General features: G+C 43.9%; 13 protein-coding genes and 3 pseudogenes. 15 read left to right on the top strand and 1 reads right to left on the bottom strand.

All coding sequences use genetic code 11. The features are described 5' to 3' along the window. Positions 1-67: 67 nt before the first annotated feature. Positions 68-568 (top strand): hypothetical protein, encoded by a 501-nt coding sequence (locus FOF60_RS08435; RefSeq protein WP_192470291.1) that lies wholly within the window; start codon positions 68-70, stop codon positions 566-568. Positions 569-757: 189 nt separating this feature from the next. Next, the gene (locus FOF60_RS08440) at positions 758-1,405 is read left to right on the top strand and encodes a VTT domain-containing protein (RefSeq protein WP_192470292.1); all 648 of its coding nucleotides are present in this window, start codon (positions 758-760) and stop codon (positions 1,403-1,405) included. Positions 1,406-1,664: 259 nt separating this feature from the next. On the opposite strand, the pseudogene FOF60_RS08445 reads toward FOF60_RS08440, so the two are convergent. Continuing rightward, positions 1,665-3,373 (bottom strand): annotated as a pseudogene (locus FOF60_RS08445) (NFACT family protein). Between the two features lie 307 nt (positions 3,374-3,680). On the opposite strand from FOF60_RS08445, the pseudogene FOF60_RS24410 reads away from it, so the two are divergent. The 13 genes and pseudogenes from FOF60_RS24410 to pknB all read left to right on the top strand — a co-directional run bounded on the left by FOF60_RS24410 (position 3,681) and on the right by pknB (position 19,346). Then, a pseudogene (locus tag FOF60_RS24410) lies at positions 3,681-6,370 on the top strand (calcium-translocating P-type ATPase, SERCA-type). A 234-nt stretch (positions 6,371-6,604) separates the two neighbouring features. Continuing rightward, positions 6,605-7,479, top strand: a pseudogene (locus FOF60_RS08460) (YicC/YloC family endoribonuclease). 56 nt (positions 7,480-7,535) lie between these two features. Continuing rightward, a complete protein-coding gene (gene remA / locus FOF60_RS08465) occupies positions 7,536-7,799 on the top strand; it encodes an extracellular matrix/biofilm regulator RemA (RefSeq protein WP_023614949.1) in 264 nt (87 codons plus the stop codon). A 9-nt stretch (positions 7,800-7,808) separates the two neighbouring features. Continuing rightward, positions 7,809-8,423 (top strand): guanylate kinase, encoded by a 615-nt coding sequence (gene gmk, locus FOF60_RS08470; protein WP_192470294.1) that lies wholly within the window; start codon positions 7,809-7,811, stop codon positions 8,421-8,423. Next, the gene (rpoZ, locus tag FOF60_RS08475; RefSeq protein ID WP_041965989.1) at positions 8,424-8,648 is read left to right on the top strand and encodes a DNA-directed RNA polymerase subunit omega; all 225 of its coding nucleotides are present in this window, start codon (positions 8,424-8,426) and stop codon (positions 8,646-8,648) included. Positions 8,649-8,939: 291 nt separating this feature from the next. Next, positions 8,940-10,151: a bifunctional phosphopantothenoylcysteine decarboxylase/phosphopantothenate--cysteine ligase CoaBC gene (gene coaBC, locus FOF60_RS08480; RefSeq protein ID WP_192470295.1), complete on the top strand. Its 1,212-nt coding sequence runs from the start codon at positions 8,940-8,942 to the stop codon at positions 10,149-10,151. After that, positions 10,148-12,562: a primosomal protein N' gene (priA, locus tag FOF60_RS08485; protein WP_192470296.1), complete on the top strand. Its 2,415-nt coding sequence runs from the start codon at positions 10,148-10,150 to the stop codon at positions 12,560-12,562. Before coaBC ends, priA begins: the two co-directional genes overlap by 4 nt. Positions 12,563-12,754: 192 nt before the next feature. Next, positions 12,755-13,240, top strand: coding sequence for a peptide deformylase (def, locus tag FOF60_RS08490; protein ID WP_192470297.1), 486 nt, complete (start codon positions 12,755-12,757; stop codon positions 13,238-13,240). Next, positions 13,237-14,190 carry a methionyl-tRNA formyltransferase gene (gene fmt, locus FOF60_RS08495; RefSeq protein ID WP_192470298.1) on the top strand — a complete coding sequence of 318 codons (954 nt, stop codon included), beginning with the start codon at positions 13,237-13,239 and terminating at the stop codon, positions 14,188-14,190. Before def ends, fmt begins: the two co-directional genes overlap by 4 nt. Then, entirely contained in the window at positions 14,183-15,532 is a 1,350-nt protein-coding gene (gene rsmB / locus FOF60_RS08500; RefSeq protein WP_192470299.1) for a 16S rRNA (cytosine(967)-C(5))-methyltransferase RsmB, read from the top strand. The genes fmt and rsmB overlap by 8 nt, the downstream gene beginning before the upstream one ends. 1 nt (position 15,533) lies before the next feature. Then, complete coding sequence (rlmN, locus tag FOF60_RS08505; RefSeq protein ID WP_192470300.1) at positions 15,534-16,625, top strand: dual-specificity RNA methyltransferase RlmN; 1,092 nt, start codon at positions 15,534-15,536, stop codon at positions 16,623-16,625. Between the two features lie 4 nt (positions 16,626-16,629). Continuing rightward, entirely contained in the window at positions 16,630-17,382 is a 753-nt protein-coding gene (locus tag FOF60_RS08510; RefSeq protein WP_192470391.1) for a Stp1/IreP family PP2C-type Ser/Thr phosphatase, read from the top strand. A gap of 5 nt (positions 17,383-17,387) precedes the next feature. Next, on the top strand, positions 17,388-19,346 hold the full coding sequence (pknB, locus tag FOF60_RS08515) for a Stk1 family PASTA domain-containing Ser/Thr kinase (RefSeq protein WP_192470301.1): 1,959 nt from the start codon (positions 17,388-17,390) through the stop codon (positions 19,344-19,346). The last annotated feature ends 4 nt before the right edge of the window (positions 19,347-19,350 follow it).

Raw genomic sequence — 19,350 nt, forward strand, 5'->3', positions numbered from 1 at the left:
TGGTTAAATTTATAGATAGGATGTGATAAAATTAAAAAGTGGAATTTTCTGATAACGAGGTGCTAATGTGAAGAAAATAATCGGAATTATAGCAATCATGGCTGGTTTTAGTCTTTTAAGTGCATTTGTGGTTCCGGGTTTAGCAGATAAGCTTCAATCCAAAAAGGCTGCAAAACATGTTTTAGAAAATTTGGTAGAACAAAATTACGAAGCAGCGTTTGATGGGATTCATTTTTATGATGTTGCATCTGATTTATCTCCAACCATCCCCTATGGAGAGGCAAAAAAAGTTTGGAGTAAACGGGTTCAGTCTTTAAAAAAGAACGGCACTTATCTAGTTGACTATAAAAATCTTTATGTGGAGCTGGATGATACATACCCGACTGGAAAAGTGGATTTGGTTATGATGATCAATGGTAAGGAAAAGTATCTTGAAGATGTATCACTGTGGTTTGGGTTTCAGGACAGAAAATGGGGGCTTGGGAATTTACACGACTTCATAAATACAGATCAAGAGGAAGATTGGGAAAAAGCCCTAAGCGGAAATGTTGCCGCCCCTAAAGAATAGTTATGAACGGAAGTGTATCCTGGAGCAGGGTGCACTTTTTCTATCGGGGTAAAAAAAGAATTAAAGTTTAACAACTTTTAAGGGTTAACCTGTTGGCATGCAACTTAATAAGTGTGTTTCAATATAATTATAAGCCTTACTGCAATAATGCCAGGTATATAAATTTTATATAGTAGGAGGAAAAGACTCATGGAACAGGTCATACAGTTGCTGAAAAATATTGATAGCAGTCTCCACTACTATATTGATGAATATGGGGCAGCCATTTATATTATGTTGTTTTTGATTGTCTACTTTAAAACGGCTTTTGTAATCCTGACATTTTTGCCAGGCGATTCAATGGTCTTCGCGAGCGGTACTCTGGCGGCTGCCGGAGATTTAGATTTTAAAATCTTGTTTATGCTTTTTGCTGCTGCAACTATTTTGGGTGACAGCCAGAATTTCTTCATCGGGAAACAGCTCGGGAAGTTAAACTCCGAAAACCGTTTTCTATACCGTTTAACATCAGATAAATCGATTGGCAAGGCGAAGGTTTTTTTGTCTGACTATGGAAGGGTAGCCATTACCTCTTCACGGTTTGTCCCGCTCATGAGAACCTCTGTACCATTTGTTTCAGGATACACAGGATATGAGTTTAAATCATTCTTAAGCTACAACCTTATTGGTGGATTGATGTGGACAGCCTTCTGGCTGACAGCAGGATTTCTACTCGGTAATATTGCCTGGGTAGAGAATAACTTATTCCTCACATTGTTGATGGTTTCTTCTACTGCTTTTATTCCTGCAATTATTGGTTTTGTAAAACAATATAAAAAAAGGAAAGAGGCAGTAGCCTGATAGGCTGATGGAAATTTGTGAGAGGAACAGCTAAAGTAAAACCCGCCGGTAGAACTGAATACCAGGCGGGTTTCTTGTTTCGTAGGAAATTATAAAATTATTTAGTTGTGGATAACTACATGTAATTTTTTTAATCCAGCTCCAGCGCCTAGCCCCTCGAGTCGCTTCGGTCCGCCCAATGAAGTCAAAGAACGACTTCACCGGTCGGCCCTCCAGCGCTTGTCGGGGCTGAACGAGGTGCTTGCGCTTTTTGTTCAGTTTACTGTTTCAATTTCAGAATCATATCTTCATCCGGTGTCACGTATACGGTCTGTTGCTGTTCGTAAATGACAAACCCTGGCTTTGCGCCGGCTGGCTTCTTCACATGTCGCACCTTTGTGAAGTCGACAGGGACGGAACTTGAATTACGTGCTTTGCTGAAGTAAGCCGCAATCTTTGCTGCCTCGATAATGGTTTCTTCTGCTGGCTCTTTGCTGCGGATGACCACGTGGGATCCGGGGATATCTTTTGTGTGAAGCCATATTTCATCCCGGGCTGCCACCTTATTTGTTAAGTAATCATTTTGCTTATTATTTTTTCCGACGAGTATTTCTGTTTCATTGGTAGATCGGTATTTTTCAAGCTGCGGCTTCAGGTTTTGTTTATTTTTATTACCTTTTTTCTGCCGGGCCCGAATATATCCACCCTCAATCAATTCTTCCCTGATTTCTTCGATATCTTTTGGCGATGCAGCCTCTACCTGTTGCAGGAGAGCATCGAAATAAGAAACCTCGGCTTTTGCTATTTCAATTTGTTCTTTGACAATATTCACAGAGTTCTTTGCCTTTTGATATTTGGTGAAGTATCTCTGGGCGTTTTCCGAAGGTGTTTTCCGCGGCTCCAGCGGAATTGTGATGGTAGCTCCGTCTTCATCATAATAATTAACAACGGTAATTTCCTTCATGCCTTTTTCGGCCATAAAAATGTTAGCGGTCAGCAGCTCTCCGAATAATTGATACTGCTCAGCTTTTTTTGCATCTTCAAGAGTCGTTTCCAGCTTTTTGATTTTCTTCTCATTTTTCTCTTTTTCATTTGCAATCAGTCTTTCGAGATCATTGCCCTGCTGCTTGACCCGGTCACGTTCTGCTTTGCCAAAATAATAACGATCGAGCAGGCTGCTCAGGGACTCAAAGGACTTTGCTTCTCCCTTCAGGTGCTCAAGCGGAATCAGGTAAAAGGCTTCTTTATTGCTTCCATTTGTGATCGAAGGTTTATACCGATGTTGCCTGAGCTCATCCATCACTGATAAAAAGGCCTTTGGAATAGTTGTGCGGTTTGCAAGTCCAGCTTTAAAGACTATTTCCCTCGCCAGTACCGGTGACACACCGGCAAAACTTGAAACTAGCTGCTTATCAATTTTTCCAGCGTTAAAATCAATAAATCTCAAGACATCTTCTTCCTGTGCCTCGAATGGATTCATTTTTTCCTGCTGCGGAGGCATTACGTACTCTTGCCCGGCATGATGGCCCTGTGTGTATTCACGGCAAATGAAACATGCTTGATGCTATCGAGAATCATGTTTCTTTGTTTATCGACGATGATTATATTGCTGTGGCGTCCCATGATTTCGACGATCAATTGTTTGTAGGAGATATCGCCGATTTCATTTCTGCCTTTTATTTCAAAAATAATCATCCGGTCAAGGCCGGCCTGTTGGATGTCTTCTATGATCGACCCTTCAAGGTGCTTGCGCAGCAGCATACAGAACATTGGCGGCTCATTGGGGTTATCATATTGCTCATTTGTGATCTGGACTCTGGCGTAGCTCGGGTGAGCAGACAAAAGGAGCTTATGGTTAACTCCGTTTGCCCTCACAGCCAGAATTATTTCATTTTTATAAGGCTGGTGGATTTTATTGATTCGTCCCCCTTTAAGAAGGGTGGAAAATTCGTTTGTGATGGCTCTTGTAAACAATCCGTCAAATGACATGTAAAATACATCCTTTTCTATTTATCTGAAGCCTTGTCGAGGCTGATCAAGGCGCTTCCACTTTTCTTTATCTAGCTCCAGCGCCTAGCCCCTCGAGTCGCTTGTCTAGTGTCGCCTCCTAGAAACTCCGAAACTTCAACTTCGCCGTCAGAAGCAAAAAGCGCTTCTTTGTCGGAGTCTCCAGTTTCTGCGTTTCTGGACAGTCGCCTTCGCTTTTCTATTCTATAAACATCTTATCATTTTTTTGGACAGGGCTGAATAAGCTTTCTTTAGAGTAGGACAAACAAGGAGGAAGTGTGATGGCCCCATGAAGTTCCATGAGATGAATGAAAATGAAATAGCTAGTGCCTTAAGAACAGATTTTACAGAAGGATTGGAAGAAAAGGAAGTAAAACGCAGACGTGATCAGCATGGATATAACGCATTGGCCGAGGGGGAGAAACAATCGGCCCTGTTATTATTCTTCAGCCAGTTTAAGGATTTCATGGTATTGGTGCTCCTTGCAGCTACGTTGATATCAGGACTCCTCGGAGAAATGGTCGATGCGATTGCCATCATAGCCATTGTTCTTGTAAATGGTATTTTAGGGTTTTTCCAGGAAAGAAAGGCGGAAAAATCACTTGATGCCCTGAAAGAACTTTCCGCTCCGCAAGTCCATGCTTTGCGTGATGGCGAGTGGACAAAGATTCCGTCAAAGGAAGTTGTCCCTGGTGACATTCTTAAATTTACAAGCGGGGACAGGATTGGCGCAGATATCCGCTTGATTGAATCCAGGAGCCTGGAAATTGAAGAATCAGCATTGACGGGAGAGTCTGTTCCTGTACAAAAAAACACAAGTCCGCTGAGGATTCCTAACCCGGGACTGGGTGATATGGAAAATATGGCGTTCATGGGCACGATGGTCACAAGGGGAACTGGAACTGGTGTTGTCGTTGCTACAGGCATGAAAACTGCGATGGGCCAGATTGCTGACTTGCTGCAGACGGCTGAAGCACAGGAAACCCCACTTCAGCGCAGGCTTGAACAATTAGGGAAAATCCTGATAACGGCCGCTCTTTTCCTAACCTTATTGGTAGTAGGAATTGGCGTACTCCAGGGGCATGACCTGTATACAATGTTCCTTGCAGGGGTCAGTTTGGCAGTTGCCGCCATCCCTGAAGGTCTGCCGGCAATTGTTACTGTTGCGCTGTCACTGGGTGTCCAGAGAATGATCAGAAAGAATGCGATCGTCAGAAAGCTTCCTGCGGTGGAGACGCTTGGCTGCGCATCTGTCATTTGTTCTGACAAAACGGGAACGATGACTCAGAACAAAATGACCGTTACCCATTTGTGGAGCGGCAATAAAACCTGGACTGTGGATGGTGTGGGATACTCACCAACAGGATTATTCTTTTATAAAGACAAAAGCGTGGATCCTCATAGTGAAAAGTCATTGCAGCAGCTGCTGACATTTGGGATGCTTGCAATCACGCTGAAATGATTGATAAAGATGGCGAGTACACAATTGATGGTGACCCTACTGAAGGAGCTCTGCTGGTAGCCGCAATGAAAGCGGGTTACAGGAGAGAAAGCCTGCTGGACCAGTTTGAAATTGTTAACGAGTTCCCTTTCGATTCCAAGCGAAAAATGATGAGTATGATCGTGAAGGACAAAACTGGACGGAAATTTGCTGTTGTAAAAGGTGCACCGGATGTCCTGATTGGATTAAGTGATTCAATTCTCTGGGATGAAAGGCAGCAGCGCCTGACAAAAGACTTGACTGCTAAAGTCCAGGGGGCGATTGACGAGCTGGCTGGCAACGCATTAAGAACAATTGCCATAGCCTTCAAACCGATTCCGCAAAACACTGTCGTCCTTCATGAAAATGAAGCCGAAAAAGACCTGGTTTTCATCGGATTGCAGGGTATGATCGACCCGCCGCGACCTGAGGTGAAAACAGCTGTAAAAGAATGCCGCGACGCAGGTATTAAAACTGTGATGATTACTGGTGACCATGTTATCACTGCGAAGGCGATTGCTAGTCAGTTAGGGATATTAACCAAAGGCAGCAAAGTCTTAGATGGCAAGGCATTATCCGAGTTGTCTGTTTCAGAGCTAGAGGATGTAGTCGACGATGTTTCGGTTTTTGCGAGAGTTTCGCCTGAACATAAGCTTAAAATTGTAAAAGCTTTGCAAAATAGAGGGCATATCGTTGCGATGACTGGTGACGGCGTAAATGATGCGCCAGCCATTAAAGCTGCAGATATAGGAGTGGCTATGGGGATAACAGGTACAGATGTAGCAAAAGAAGCATCTTCCCTCGTACTCCTCGATGATAACTTCGCCACAATAAAAGCAGCCATTAAGGAAGGCCGAAACATCTATGAAAATATCAGAAAGTTCATCAGGTACCTCCTGGCTTCCAATGTTGGGGAGATTTTGGTCATGCTGTTCGCAATGATCCTTGGCTTGCCTCTCCCGCTCGTGCCGATCCAGATCCTCTGGGTGAATCTGGTGACAGATGGCCTCCCTGCGATGGCATTAGGGCTTGACCAGCCTGAGGATGATGTAATGAAAAGGGATCCGCGCCATCCTAAGGAAGGGGTATTTGCCCGGGGGTTAGGCTGGAAAGTCGTGTCAAGAGGTTTCCTGATTGGATTGATGACTCTGATTGCATTCATGATAGTCTATAATAGAAATCCGGACGACTTGGTATATGCACAGACCATTGCGTTTACAACACTCGTGATGGCACAGTTAATTCACGTATTCGACTGCAGGAGCGAAAAATCAATCTTCGCCCGCAACCCTTTTGAGAACAAATATTTAGTTTGGGCCGTAATTTCTTCGTTGGCCATGGTCCTTGTTGTGATCTATTCGCCAGTACTGCAGCCAATATTCCACACTGTTCCAATAATGGCGATGGATTGGTTATTGATCCTTGGCTTATCGGCAATTCCGACATTTTTGCTTGCGGGAACATTTTTTGCAAGAAAAACAAAGAGAAATATGATATAATCCGTTAGGTAATAGAGAAGGCTCTATTGCCTTTCTTTTTTTTACTAATGCTCTTTCGTAATCTTTCCTGCATCTACAGCTGAAAAGTTTTATGAAATCCTAAGCTTGGAAGTTCCTTTCGAGGGAAGGAGCGGAGTTGAAAAAAACATAAATTTAGACATTACATAAATGAATAAGCCTGTTCCACGGGTCTACAGGAAACTCGACTTTTTAGAAAGAATGGATGTGTCTGAAATGGTCGTCAGTATGACTGGGTTTGGAAGGAGCAGGACTGAATCTGACAGGTTCAGTGTCACAGTCGAGGTCAAAACGGTCAATCACCGTTTTTGTGAATTCCATATTCGCATGCCCCGGCAGCTCCTGAAAACGGAAGAAAAAATAAAAAAGAAACTCGGCGAACATATAAAAAGAGGGAGAGTCGAAGTATTTGTAACTTTGGAGGGCCAAGGCATAGTTAGCCGAAGTGTACATATTGACTGGGCAGCCCTGGACGAATTAGTCCATCACATAACTGAAATCAAGAACAGGTACAGCATTACGGGGGATATTGAGCTCCGTGACATTGTCAGCAGGCAAGAAATCATCCATATTGAAGAAATAGAAGCTGAAAATGAAGAGCTTGAACTTCTTGTCCTTTCAGCCGTTGAGGATGCCGGGAGCCAATTGGTCCAAATGCGTATGCTGGAAGGATCAGCACTTGAAAAGGATGTATTGCAGCATATCCAGCAGTTAAAAGAAAACATCACGAGCGTGAAGAAGCTGGCGCCGAGTGTTGTAGAGCAGTACCGTGAGAGGCTTCAAAAGAAAATGGCTGAATTGACGGATAGCCAGGCAGATGATGACAGAATCCTTACCGAGGTTGCCTTCTTTGCAGATAAAGCTGATATTAGTGAAGAGATTGCCAGGCTTGAAAGCCATGTAAGTCAATTCAAAGAAATTTTGAAGGCGAATGAGCTCTTGGCAGGAAATTGGATTTTCTGCTTCAGGAAATGAATCGCGAGGTCAACACAATCGGTTCCAAGGCGAATGATTCAAGAATTGCCAGGGAAGTAGTCGAGATGAAAAGCCTCCTGGAAAAGGTTAAGGAGCAAGTGCAAAATATAGAGTAGCGTTTAGAAAAGGCTTTAGAAGGCCAAAATAAATAACTGATGATTGGGGGACCATCATGGCAATCAAGCTTATAAATATAGGCTTCGGCAACATTGTTTCAGCTAACAGGATCATCTCGATCGTAAGTCCTGAATCAGCTCCAATAAAACGGATCATCCAGGACGCACGCGACCGTGGATCATTAATAGATGCAACATACGGAAGAAGGACGAGGGCTGTCATTGTAATGGACAGCGACCATGTCATTCTCTCTGCGGTACAGCCGGAAACAGTAGCTCACCGCCTGAATGACCGTGATGATATTATTGATGAAGGGTAGGACTATTTAATGCAGGAAAAAGGATTGTTGATTGTTCTTTCAGGACCATCAGGTGTTGGCAAAGGAACGGTCCGGAAAGAATTATTTTCCCAGCACGATACAGCTTTTGAGTATTCCGTGTCCGCGACAACGAGGCTGCCGCGTGAAGGAGAGCAAAATGGAGTAGATTATTTCTTCAAAACCAGGGAAGAATTTGAAGAAATGATCAAACAGGACCAATTGCTAGAGTATGCAGAATTTGTTGGCAATTATTATGGTACTCCAGTTGAGTACGTCCGCGAAACGCTCGATGCGGGAAGGGATGTTTTCCTTGAAATTGAAGTTCAGGGAGCAAGCCAGGTAAGAAGGAAATTCCCTGAGGGACTTTTCATTTTCCTAGCGCCGCCCAGCCTTTCAGAACTTGAAAACCGGATCGTGACAAGAGGGACAGAAACAGAAGATATCATCAAAGGCAGGATGAAAGCTGCTAGAGAAGAACTCGAAATGATGGAATTATATGATTATGTTGTTGAAAACGACCATGTTGAAAACGCAGCACAACGAGTTAAATCAATCGTTGTTGCGGAACACTGCCGCAGGGAACGTGTTCAACATCGTTATAAAAAAATGCTGGAGGTTGAATAAATGCTTAATCCTTCTATTGACTCTTTAATGACAAAAATTGATTCAAAATACTCATTAGTATCGGTTGCAGCTAAACGCGCACGCAGCATGCAGGTCCATATGGATGCTAAGCTAGATAAGTATGTTTCCCACAAATTCGTTGGCAAGGCACTCGAAGAAATCAACGCAGAAAAGCTTCATTTCAAGACAGCAGGAAGCCATGAAGAGCTAAATATCAACGAATAACACCACGATAACAACCTATTTATTGGGTTGTTATTTTTTTGTTTAGGCCTTACTGGCAAATAGGGAGATTCTATAAGCCCAAAAAGAGATTTTTACTTTAAAAAGGTCACATAGAAAAAAGTCTATAAATAAATAAAAAGGGACATAGTCCAGGTAGCTCATAATGTAAGGCACTACATACCACAGCTACTATATTACAGTAATGACCTTGCCTATTTCATGCTTAATCTGTGAAAAAATGTTATAGTTCAATCATAATGATAGTTTGTTGTAAAATGGGGGTTCTCTGACATGCTGAACGGTAAAAAAATTCTATTGTGTGTGACCGGTGGGATCGCTGTGTATAAGGGTGCTGCGCTGACGAGCAAGTTGACCCAGGCGGGTGCTGAAGTGAAGGTTATCCTTAGTGATTCTGCAGCTAAATTTGTTACTCCGCTCACTTTTCAGGCATTGTCTAGAAGTGAAGTTTATACAGATACATTCGATGAGAAAAATCCGGAAAATATCGCCCATATCCATTTAGCAGATTGGGCTGATTTGATTATAATTGCCCCAGCGACTGCCAATATTATCGGCAAGCTTGCAAATGGGATTGCTGACAATATGATTTCTACGACACTTCTTGCCGCGACTGCACCAGTATGGGTTGCTCCAGCAATGAATGTACATATGTACCAGCACCCCGCTGTTAAGAAAAACATGGAGACATTAAGAAACTTTGGATATGAATTTATTGAACCCGGAGAAGGGTACTTGGCATGTGGATACACAGGCAAGGGCCGTCTTGAGGAGCCTGAGACAATCGTCGAGCTTGCTGGCCAGTTTTTCTCTGATAAGGGCGGGGACCTTTCAGGACAAACTGTCTTGATTACTGCGGGCCCTACAAGGGAAAAAATCGATCCTGTCCGCTTTCTTACCAACCATTCAACTGGCAAGATGGGGTTCGCAATCGCAAGGGAAGCTGTGAAAATGGGGGCAAGGGTAATCCTTGTTTCGGGGCCGGTCAACTTGGATCCTCCAGGGGGAGCCGAATTAATTAAAGTGGAAAGTGCAGAGGAAATGTACCATGCTGCCCTGGCACATTTTGATAAGGCGGATGTCATGATTAGTACCGCGGCCGTAGCGGATTACCGTCCGAAATATACCTATGAAGAGAAAATGAAGAAAAAAGAAGGCGACCAGGCTCTTGAGCTTGAAAGGACGAAGGATATACTGTTTGAGCTCGGACAAAGGAAAACCGGCCAGGTGATCGTTGGGTTCGCAGCAGAAACAAATGATGTCGAAATCCATGCTAAGGGCAAGCTTGACAGAAAAAATGCAGACATGATTGTGGCGAATAACGTCAAACAGCAAGGCGCAGGCTTTGGTGCTGACACAAATATTGTCACCATTTACAAAAAGGATGGTACGTCCGTCGAGCTGCCTTTGATGTCTAAATCAGATGTAGCCCGAAAGATTCTTGCCGAAGTCGTTCACTGTTTTAAAAAGGATGAAAGCTTATGAATATAGCAAGCGTTATTGTCGATGTGCCTGCAAAGCAAACTGACAAAACCTTTGACTATAAAATACCTGAAAAATTCAAAGATGTGATCAAGCCTGGGACAAGGGTCATCGTACCGTTTGGTCCGAGAAAAATCCAGGGATTTGTCAGGGACCTTAAGAAAGAGTCCAGCTTCTCTAAGCTGCGCTCAATCATCGAACCACTTGATTTGACACCCGTACTGAATGAGGAACTTCTCGACCTCGGTGACTGGCTGACTGAACATACTCTAAGCTATAAAATCTCCTCCTATCAGGCAATGCTTCCAGCAGCGTTGAAGGCTAAATATGAAAAGAAAATTGTGCTTGCAAAAGGGACAGATATAACGGATCTGCCTGGAAATTTACTAGAGTTGTTCAAGGAAAATAGTGAAATCAACTGGGAGGATGCCGTTACTAAGGGTCTTGTACAGCAACTGCAAAAAGAGGCGTCGTCTGGCAGAGTAGAGGTAGTTTACCAGGTGAAGGACAGAGTGCGCAAAAAGCTGCTCAAGCATGTTTCACCAGCCGTTGAGCCTGTTCAGCTCAGGGAGGTAAGGGACAAACTATCATCACAGGCGTCAGGGCAGAAATCCGTGTTAGATTTCTTTCTGGAAAATCCAGAACCTGTGGAACAGAGGCTGATACTCTCCACTCTTGGAATCTCCCAGGCATCAATACAGTCACTGGTAAAGAAAGGTATGCTGAAAGTAGAAGAGCTGGAGGTTTACAGGGACCCATATTCAGAACGGGAATTTGAACGTAAAATGGCCCTCGAACTGACAGTTGAACAAGAAAAAGCGATTAGCCCCATCCTTTCTGCAATTGAAAAGGACTTGCATGAAGTCTTTCTATTATATGGTGTGACAGGCAGCGGCAAGACTGAAATTTATTTGCAGTCCATTCAGGAGGTATTGATTAAAGGCAAGGAAGCGATTGTGCTTGTGCCGGAAATTTCATTGACGCCGCAAATGGTCACGCGCTTCAAGGAGCGGTTTGGTGATTTGGTGGCTGTCATGCATAGCGGTCTATCTGCGGGTGAGAAGTATGATGAATGGCGGAAAATCCAGCGCAAGGAAGTAAAAGTGGTGGTAGGAGCGAGATCGGCGATTTTTGCTCCATTCGAGAACATCGGTATCATTATCATCGATGAAGAGCATGAAACGAGCTATAAGCAAGAAGAGAATCCAAGGTACCATGCAAGGGACGTGGCGATCCAGAGGGCTAAGACAAATGCTTGTCCAGTTGTCCTCGGCAGCGCGACTCCCTCACTTGAATCATTTGCCCGTGCGCAAAAAGGAAGGTATACTTTGCTCTCTCTCCCCAAGCGGATGAATAATCAGGCGCTGCCAACCGTTGAGATCGTCGATATGCGAGAGGAATTGCGAACAGGAAACCGCTCGATGTTTTCGGTAAAGCTTTTTGAAAAGATAAAAGACAGGCTTGAGAAAAAAGAGCAGACCGTCCTGTTTTTAAATAAACGCGGTCATTCGTCGTTTGTGATGTGCCGTGATTGCGGTTATGTCATGAACTGTCCGCATTGCGATATCACGCTGACATACCACCGATATAATGAGCAGATGAAATGCCATTATTGCGGTTACGAAGACAGGGTGCCGACCATTTGCCCTGAATGCAATAGTGAGCATATCCGCTATTTCGGCACCGGAACACAAAAGGTTGAGGAAGAGCTGTTAAAATTGATTCCTGAGGCAAGGATCATCAGGATGGATGTGGATACAACTGGCAGGAAAGGCTCACATGAAAAGCTGCTCACGGCATTTCAAGAGGGCCAGGCGGATATTTTACTCGGAACCCAAATGATTGCGAAAGGGCTGGATTTTCCAAACATTACATTAGTAGGTGTCCTTTCAGCAGACACCATGCTGAACCTGCCCGATTTCCGGTCTTCTGAAAAGACCTTCCAGCTTTTGACGCAAGTAAGCGGGAGGGCTGGAAGGCACAAGCTTCCCGGAGAGGTAGTAATCCAGACTTATACACCCGAGCATTACAGTGTTGAGCTTGCCGGGACGCAGGACTATGACAGGTTTTACCAGCAAGAGATGCTGATGCGGAAGGTTCACCAGTACCCGCCGTTTTACTATCTTTCCCTTGTAACTGTCAGCCATCAAGAATTGATGAAAGTAGTGTCAGTTACGGAAAAAGTTGCGAAATTCATCTCTTCGAGGCTGTCGAATGAAGCCGTTGTACTGGGTCCTGTAGCATCACCAATACCGCGGATCAACGATAGATATCGCTATCAATGTCTGATAAAATACAAAAAGGAACCAGAATTGAAGAATGCCCTAAAAACAATACTTGATCATTATCAGCAGGAAACAGGGACAGGGGGTTTGCAGATTTCTGTCGACTTAAACCCCTATATTTTGATGTAATGATTCCTTTTAAACAGGTTTTTTTCGAATGAAGTATACAAAGCAGGCCCGTATCCAGTTGTCGGAGAAACTACGCAATGTGAGGCTTTAAAGCAACAACGTTTACGAAACCTGTTTTCAGGAAAGTTTATGAAAAAAGATGATTGAACAAGCTAATACTACTATTTAAATGGATTTATTGGAGGATTTATTTTGGCAGTAAGAAAAATAGTAAATTATCCAGCGGAGATTTTGGAGCAGGAATGCGAAAAGGTCACAGTTTTCGACAAAAAACTGGCAAAGCTGCTGGATGACATGTATGATACAATGATTGAATTTGATGGCGTCGGCCTGGCCGCTCCTCAAATAGATATAAAGAAACAAATTGCGATTGTCGATATCGATGATGAGCACGGTACGATTGAATTGATCAATCCTGTTATCCTGGAAACCAGCGGTGAGCAAACAGGACCTGAAGGGTGCTTGAGTTTCCCGGGATTATATGGTGAGGTCACACGCCCGAATTATGTAAAGGTTAAGGCCCAGAACCGCAAAGGGAAAAGCTATGAACTAGAAGCAGAGGAGTTTTTAGCGAGAGCAATCCTCCATGAGATTGACCATTTACACGGAGTGCTATTCACCACCAAGGTGTCAAGATATATCGAAGAAGCTGAGTTAGAGGAGTTGAACCTGGAATGACAAGAATCGTATTTATGGGGACTCCGGATTTTTCTGTCCCGGTTTTGAGAAGATTGGTCGATGAAGGCTATGATGTAGTAGGAGTGGTTACCCAGCCTGACCGCCCAGTTGGAAGAAAACGGGTCATGACTCCGCCTCCTGTAAAAGCAGAAGCGCTGAAACATGGCATTACGGTTTATCAGCCGGAGAAAATCCGCCAGCAGGATGAACTCGATAAAATTTTGGCCCTTGAACCAGAATTAATTGTCACAGCTGCGTTTGGACAGATCTTGCCAAACAAACTCCTTGAGGCACCAAAGTTTGGCTGCATAAATGTTCATGCATCCCTTTTGCCAGAGCTGCGCGGTGGAGCGCCAATTCACTACGCCATCATCCGCGGCAAAGAAAAAACAGGTATAACGATTATGTATATGGTTGAAAAATTGGACGCTGGTGATATCCTGACACAAGTGGAAGTCCCGATTACCGAAACAGATACTGTTGGAACACTGCATGATAAAATGAGCTCAGCTGGTGCTGAACTTTTATCAGAAACGATTCCCAAGCTGTTAAAAGGGGAGATTACTCCTGTTCCGCAAAACGATGAAGATGCCACATTCGCGTGGAATATCAAGCGCGAACAGGAAAAGATCGATTGGAACAGAGATGGCGCAGAGATATATAACCATATCCGCGGCATGAATCCCTGGCCCGTTGCCTATACGACTATGGATGGATCGGTCATGAAGGTATGGAGCGCCGAAAAGGCAACTTATACAGGAAACGACCAGCCCGGTATGATTGTAAAAGTTGAAGAGGATGGTTTTGTTGTTGCCACTGGTGATGAAACCGCAATAAAAATCACAGAGCTTCAGCCAGCAGGCAAGAAAAAAATGGATGCCAAGCAGTTCTTGCTGGGGGCAGGATCCAACTTACAGCCAGGCGTTAAGTTAGGAGACAACAATGAGTAAAAAGAAAAATGTCAGGGATACAGCATTGCAGCTCCTTGAAACTATAGAAAAGAACCAAGCCTACAGCAATCTGCTCTTGAACAGTGCGATTGATAAAAATGAAATCAACCCGATTGACGTAGGCTTGCTGACAGAATTGGTATATGGCACGCTTCAGCGAAAAATGACTCTCGACTTTTACCTTAAGCCATTTATCGAGAAGAATAAAAAGCTTCAAAGCTGGGTCATCAATCTGCTGCGTATGACACTCTACCAGATGGTCTACTTGGATAAAATCCCGGAAAGAGCGGCTATATTTGAAGCAGTGGAAATTGCAAAACGCAGGGGACATAAAGGGATTGCCAGTCTAGTAAATGGTGTGTTGAGGAGCATTCAGAGAAATGGATTGCCTTCACTTGATACCATCACAGATCCTGCTGAAAGAATTTCGATCGAGACCAGCCATCCATTGTGGCTCGTAAAAAGGTGGGTCAACCAATTCGGTGTCGAAAAGACACAGGAAATGTGTGAAGTAAATTTAACTGCTCCGCTCCAGACAGGCAGGGTCAACTTGACGAGAATCTCCCGGGATGAGTGCCTTGACCTGCTTGAGGAAGAAGGATTTGAAGTAGAACCGAGTCCCATTCTGCCAGAAGCAGTAAAGTGTCTCAGGGGCAATCTTGCTTCATCCAAAGCTTTCAAATATGGTTTATTAACCATCCAGGATGAAAGCTCCATGCTCGTTGCCCACGCACTGGGCATTAAAGAAGAAGAGGTTATTCTTGATGCATGTGCAGCTCCGGGAGGGAAAACTACTCATATCGCCGAAAAGCTCGGCAATAGCGGGAAAGTGATTTCCCTTGACCTACATGAACACAAGGTGAAGCTAATCTCCGAGAATGCAGAGCGCCTGGGCCTCGAAAATATTGATGCCCAAAAAATGGATAGCCGCCAGGCTTCGGCTCAATTTGAAAAAGAATCAATTGATCGGGTATTACTGGATGCTCCCTGCTCCGGACTCGGAGTAATGAGACGAAAGCCGGATATGAAGTATACTAAGAAGGAACAGGATTTATCACAGTTGAAAACGATCCAATTGAGCCTGCTCGAATCAGTCGCCCCGCTTTTAAAAGCTGGAGGGACACTTGTATATAGTACATGCACGGTTGACCGTGAGGAAAACCAGGAAGTAATCGAAAAATTTTTACACGACCATCCCGAATTCGAAGGAGATCCCTCATTTGCAGAAAGAATGCCAGAGGCAATCAAACCATTGATTAATGGTTATGATGTGCAGATTCTTCCGCAGGATTTTGGCTCTGATGGGTTTTATATTGCTTGTTTAAGAAAGAAGGTGGAATAACATGGAACAAGAAAAAGCAACAAGGAATGCAGCAACAGAGGATACAGGAAAAAAGTCCATTTATTCACTTCAGCTTGATGAACTGAAGGACTGGCTGAAGGAACAGGGAGAAAAACCTTTCCGGGCAGAGCAAGTATTTGACTGGCTTTACAAAAAAAGAGCAGTTTCTTTCGAGGATATGTCCAACCTCTCAAAAACTTTAAGGGACAAGCTAGAAGAGCATTTCGTATTGACAACACTCGATACAATTATTCAGCAGACATCATCAGATGGAACGATCAAGTTCTTATTCGAAATGCATGATGGCAAGTCCATTGAAACCGTACTTATGAGGCATGAGTATGGAAATTCTGTCTGTGTAACTACACAGGTTGGCTGCAGGATCGGCTGTACTTTTTGCGCATCTACACTTGGCGGTTTAAAGAGGAACCTGGAAGCAGGAGAAATCGTTGCCCAGGTCGTAAAAGTACAACAGGCACTTGATGAGACAGACGAGAGAGTAAGTTCAATCGTCATCATGGGAATCGGCGAACCGTTTGATAACTATGACAATATGCTCTCTTTCCTGAAGATCGTCAACCATGAAAAAGGCTTGAATATCGGCGCGCGTCATATTACGGTATCAACAAGCGGAATCATCCCGAAAATTTATCAGTTTGCTGATGAGAATATGCAAATCAACTTTGCGATTTCGCTGCACGCTCCGAATAGCGAACTGCGCAGCAGGCTGATGCCGATCAACCGTGCATATAAGCTTCCTGACCTGATGGATTCAGTCCGCTATTATGTGAACAAGACAGGACGGCGAATCAGCTTTGAGTATGGTCTTTTTGGCGGAGTGAATGACCAGGTTGAGCATGCGGAGGAACTGGCACAACTGGTTAAGGGTATTAAGTGCCATATAAATCTTATTCCCGTCAACTATGTACCTGAGCGTGATTACGTAAGGACACCAAAGAGCCAGATCTTCAAGTTCGAACGGACACTTCGCGACCGCGGAGTGAATGTGACAATCAGAAGAGAACAAGGGCATGACATTGAAGCAGCTTGCGGACAACTTCGGGCGAAAGAAAGAAAAGAAGAGACGAGGTGACAAAATGAAGGCTGTTTTCATGACAGACAGGGGAAAAGTCCGCCTGCATAATGAAGACAATGGCGGCATTTTTGTAAACTCTCACGGCCAGCGCCTTGCCATCGTAGCAGATGGCATGGGCGGCCACCGTGCGGGTGATGTTGCCAGTGAAATGACGATCAAGCATTTGAAGGATCTATGGGATAGTTCAACAGAGATACATACAGCAGAAGAAGCAGAAAAATGGATGGAAGAAGCTGTCTTGCAAGTCAATAAAGATATATTCGAGCATTCCTTGAAAAACACAGAATGTGAAGGAATGGGAACAACCATCGTGGCGGCCATTTGTACGAACCTGTTCGCGACCATCGTTAATATAGGTGACAGCCGATGTTACTTATTGAACGAGACGGGATTCAAACAATTGACGGAGGATCACTCTCTTGTTAACGAGCTGGTTCGATCTGGACAGATTTCAAGGGAAGATGCAGAGCACCACCCGAGAAAAAATGTCCTTTTAAGAGCGCTCGGGACTGAAGAGTCGGTCGAGATGGATGTGAAAACAATCATCTTTGAAGAGGAAGATGCGCTTCTCCTTTGTTCCGATGGACTTTCCAATAAAGTAAGCCAGGAAGAAATGGAAAGCATCATTAGAAATAGCGGTATGTCCCTTGAAGATAAGGCGGCAGAATTTATCAAAAGGGCAAACCAATACGGCGGCGAAGATAATATTACTCTTGCTATCGTCGAATACCAGGAATTCAACGAGGGCAGGTGAAGAATATGATTATCGGAAAAAGAATCAGCGGACGCTATAAAATCAAGGACATGATCGGCGGCGGAGGCATGGCGAATGTCTACCTTGCCCATGATATGATCCTCGATAGGGATGTAGCGGTCAAAATGCTTCGTCTTGATTTTGCCAACGATGATGAATTTATACGCAGATTCCATCGAGAAGCGCAATCCGCAACCAGCCTTGCTCATCCAAACATCGTCAGCATTTATGATGTCGGTGAAGAGGACGGGCTATACTATATTGTGATGGAATATGTCGATGGCCAGACATTGAAGCAGTACATACAGCAGCACGCGCCTGTTCCGGTTGAAGAAGCCCTTGATATAATGCAGCAGCTTACTTCCGCGATTTCACATGCCCATCATAATCATATTGTCCACCGGGATATCAAGCCGCATAATATCCTGATCGACAGCAGCGGTACAGTAAAAATTACCGATTTCGGAATAGCAATGGCTTTAAGCGCAACCAGTATCACTCAAACGAATTCAGTGCTGGGATCTGTTCATTATCTTTCTCCTGAACAAGCTAGAGGGGGCATGGCAAACAAGAAGTCGGATATTTATTCGATTGGGATTGTCATGTTTGAATTGCTCACAGGGAGACTTCCCTTTTCAGGTGAATCTGCTGTTTCCATTGCCCTGAAACATTTACAGTCGGAGACTCCTTCCTTAAAAAGATGGAATCCGCAAATCCCTCAAAGTGTAGAGAATGTTGTTCTCAAGGCGACTGCGAAGGATCCTTTCCATCGATATGATACTGTCGATGAAATGGAAGAGGATCTGCGTACAGCACTTGATGCAAATCGTTTGAATGAAGGAAAGTTTGCCATACCAGAAGATGATGAAGCGACAAAAGCAATCCCGATTATAACGAATGACCGGCCTTATCATAATCTTGATGAAACAATCGTACGAAAAGACGATGCTGGTTCACAGGAACAAACACCAAAAGCTAAGCCAGAGAAAAAGAAGAAAAAGAAATGGCCAATCATACTGACAGTTTTGTTTTTATTGATCTTAACAGCGGGAATAGTAATGGTGACAATGGGCCCCGACTTATTCGGTCCGAAGGAAAAGGAAGTGCCTGATGTAAGCGGCATGGAAGTAGAAGATGCAGTCGCAAAACTCATGTCAGCTGGCTTTGTTACCGGAGATATAAATGAAATCAGTGATGAGGAAGTCGAAGAAGGAAATGTCATCCGCACTAATCCGAAAGCTGGTAAGATGATTAAAGAAGGAAATGAAATCGACTTGTATATCAGTACAGGGAAAGAAACAGTGGAATTGTCGGATTATAGAGACAGGAATTACGACGATGTCTACAGCCTGCTGGAAGGGAAAGGTTTCAAGGATATCGTAAAAAACGAAGAGCATGACGATAGTGAAGCAGGTACCATCCTTGAGCAAAATCCACCGGGTGGTGAATCCGTCATTCCTGAGGAGACAACTTTGGAATTTAAAGTCAGCAAGGGGCCAGAATTGGTCACATTGCGAGATTTGAAAGGATACAACCAAGACAACCTCGATGTATATGAAGAAACCACTGGCCTGGTCATTGAGAGAACTGAAGAGGCGTATCATGATACAATACAAGCCGGATCGGTAATTTCTCAAAAAACTGAACCAGGTACTGACTTGCCACCAGGCAGTAAGGTGAGTGTGGTCATTTCAAAAGGACCTGAGCCAGCACCTCCTAAAGAAAAAACTATTGAAATTACAATACCATTTCAGCCGAAAGAAGAAGGAGTACCTCAAGAAGTAAAGATTTATATTAGTGACATGAATCGCGATGATTCAGTTCCTGCAGAGACCTTTAAAATCACTGAGGATACAACCCGTAAACTCACTTTTATGATCGCACCAGGCCAAGAGGCTTATTATAGAGTGACAGTGGACGATGTACATTATACAGAGGAACGTATTCCGTATCCAGAAGACTAACAGA

The organism is Mesobacillus jeotgali (assembly GCF_014856545.2).
Lineage (GTDB): Bacteria > Bacillota > Bacilli > Bacillales > Cytobacillaceae > Mesobacillus.

What these genes read in the sequence shown, in the direction of transcription:
- FOF60_RS08440 (WP_192470292.1), top strand. Translation starts at nt 758, where the DNA reads ATGGAACAGGTCATACAGTTGCTGAAAAATATTGATAGCAGTCTCCAC.
- remA (WP_023614949.1), top strand. Translation starts at nt 7,536, where the DNA reads ATGGCAATCAAGCTTATAAATATAGGCTTCGGCAACATTGTTTCAGCT.
- gmk (WP_192470294.1), top strand. Translation starts at nt 7,809, where the DNA reads ATGCAGGAAAAAGGATTGTTGATTGTTCTTTCAGGACCATCAGGTGTT.
- rpoZ (WP_041965989.1), top strand. Translation starts at nt 8,424, where the DNA reads ATGCTTAATCCTTCTATTGACTCTTTAATGACAAAAATTGATTCAAAA.
- coaBC (WP_192470295.1), top strand. Translation starts at nt 8,940, where the DNA reads ATGCTGAACGGTAAAAAAATTCTATTGTGTGTGACCGGTGGGATCGCT.
- priA (WP_192470296.1), top strand. Translation starts at nt 10,148, where the DNA reads ATGAATATAGCAAGCGTTATTGTCGATGTGCCTGCAAAGCAAACTGAC.
- fmt (WP_192470298.1), top strand. Translation starts at nt 13,237, where the DNA reads ATGACAAGAATCGTATTTATGGGGACTCCGGATTTTTCTGTCCCGGTT.
- rsmB (WP_192470299.1), top strand. Translation starts at nt 14,183, where the DNA reads ATGAGTAAAAAGAAAAATGTCAGGGATACAGCATTGCAGCTCCTTGAA.
- rlmN (WP_192470300.1), top strand. Translation starts at nt 15,534, where the DNA reads ATGGAACAAGAAAAAGCAACAAGGAATGCAGCAACAGAGGATACAGGA.
- FOF60_RS08510 (WP_192470391.1), top strand. Translation starts at nt 16,630, where the DNA reads ATGAAGGCTGTTTTCATGACAGACAGGGGAAAAGTCCGCCTGCATAAT.
- pknB (WP_192470301.1), top strand. Translation starts at nt 17,388, where the DNA reads ATGATTATCGGAAAAAGAATCAGCGGACGCTATAAAATCAAGGACATG.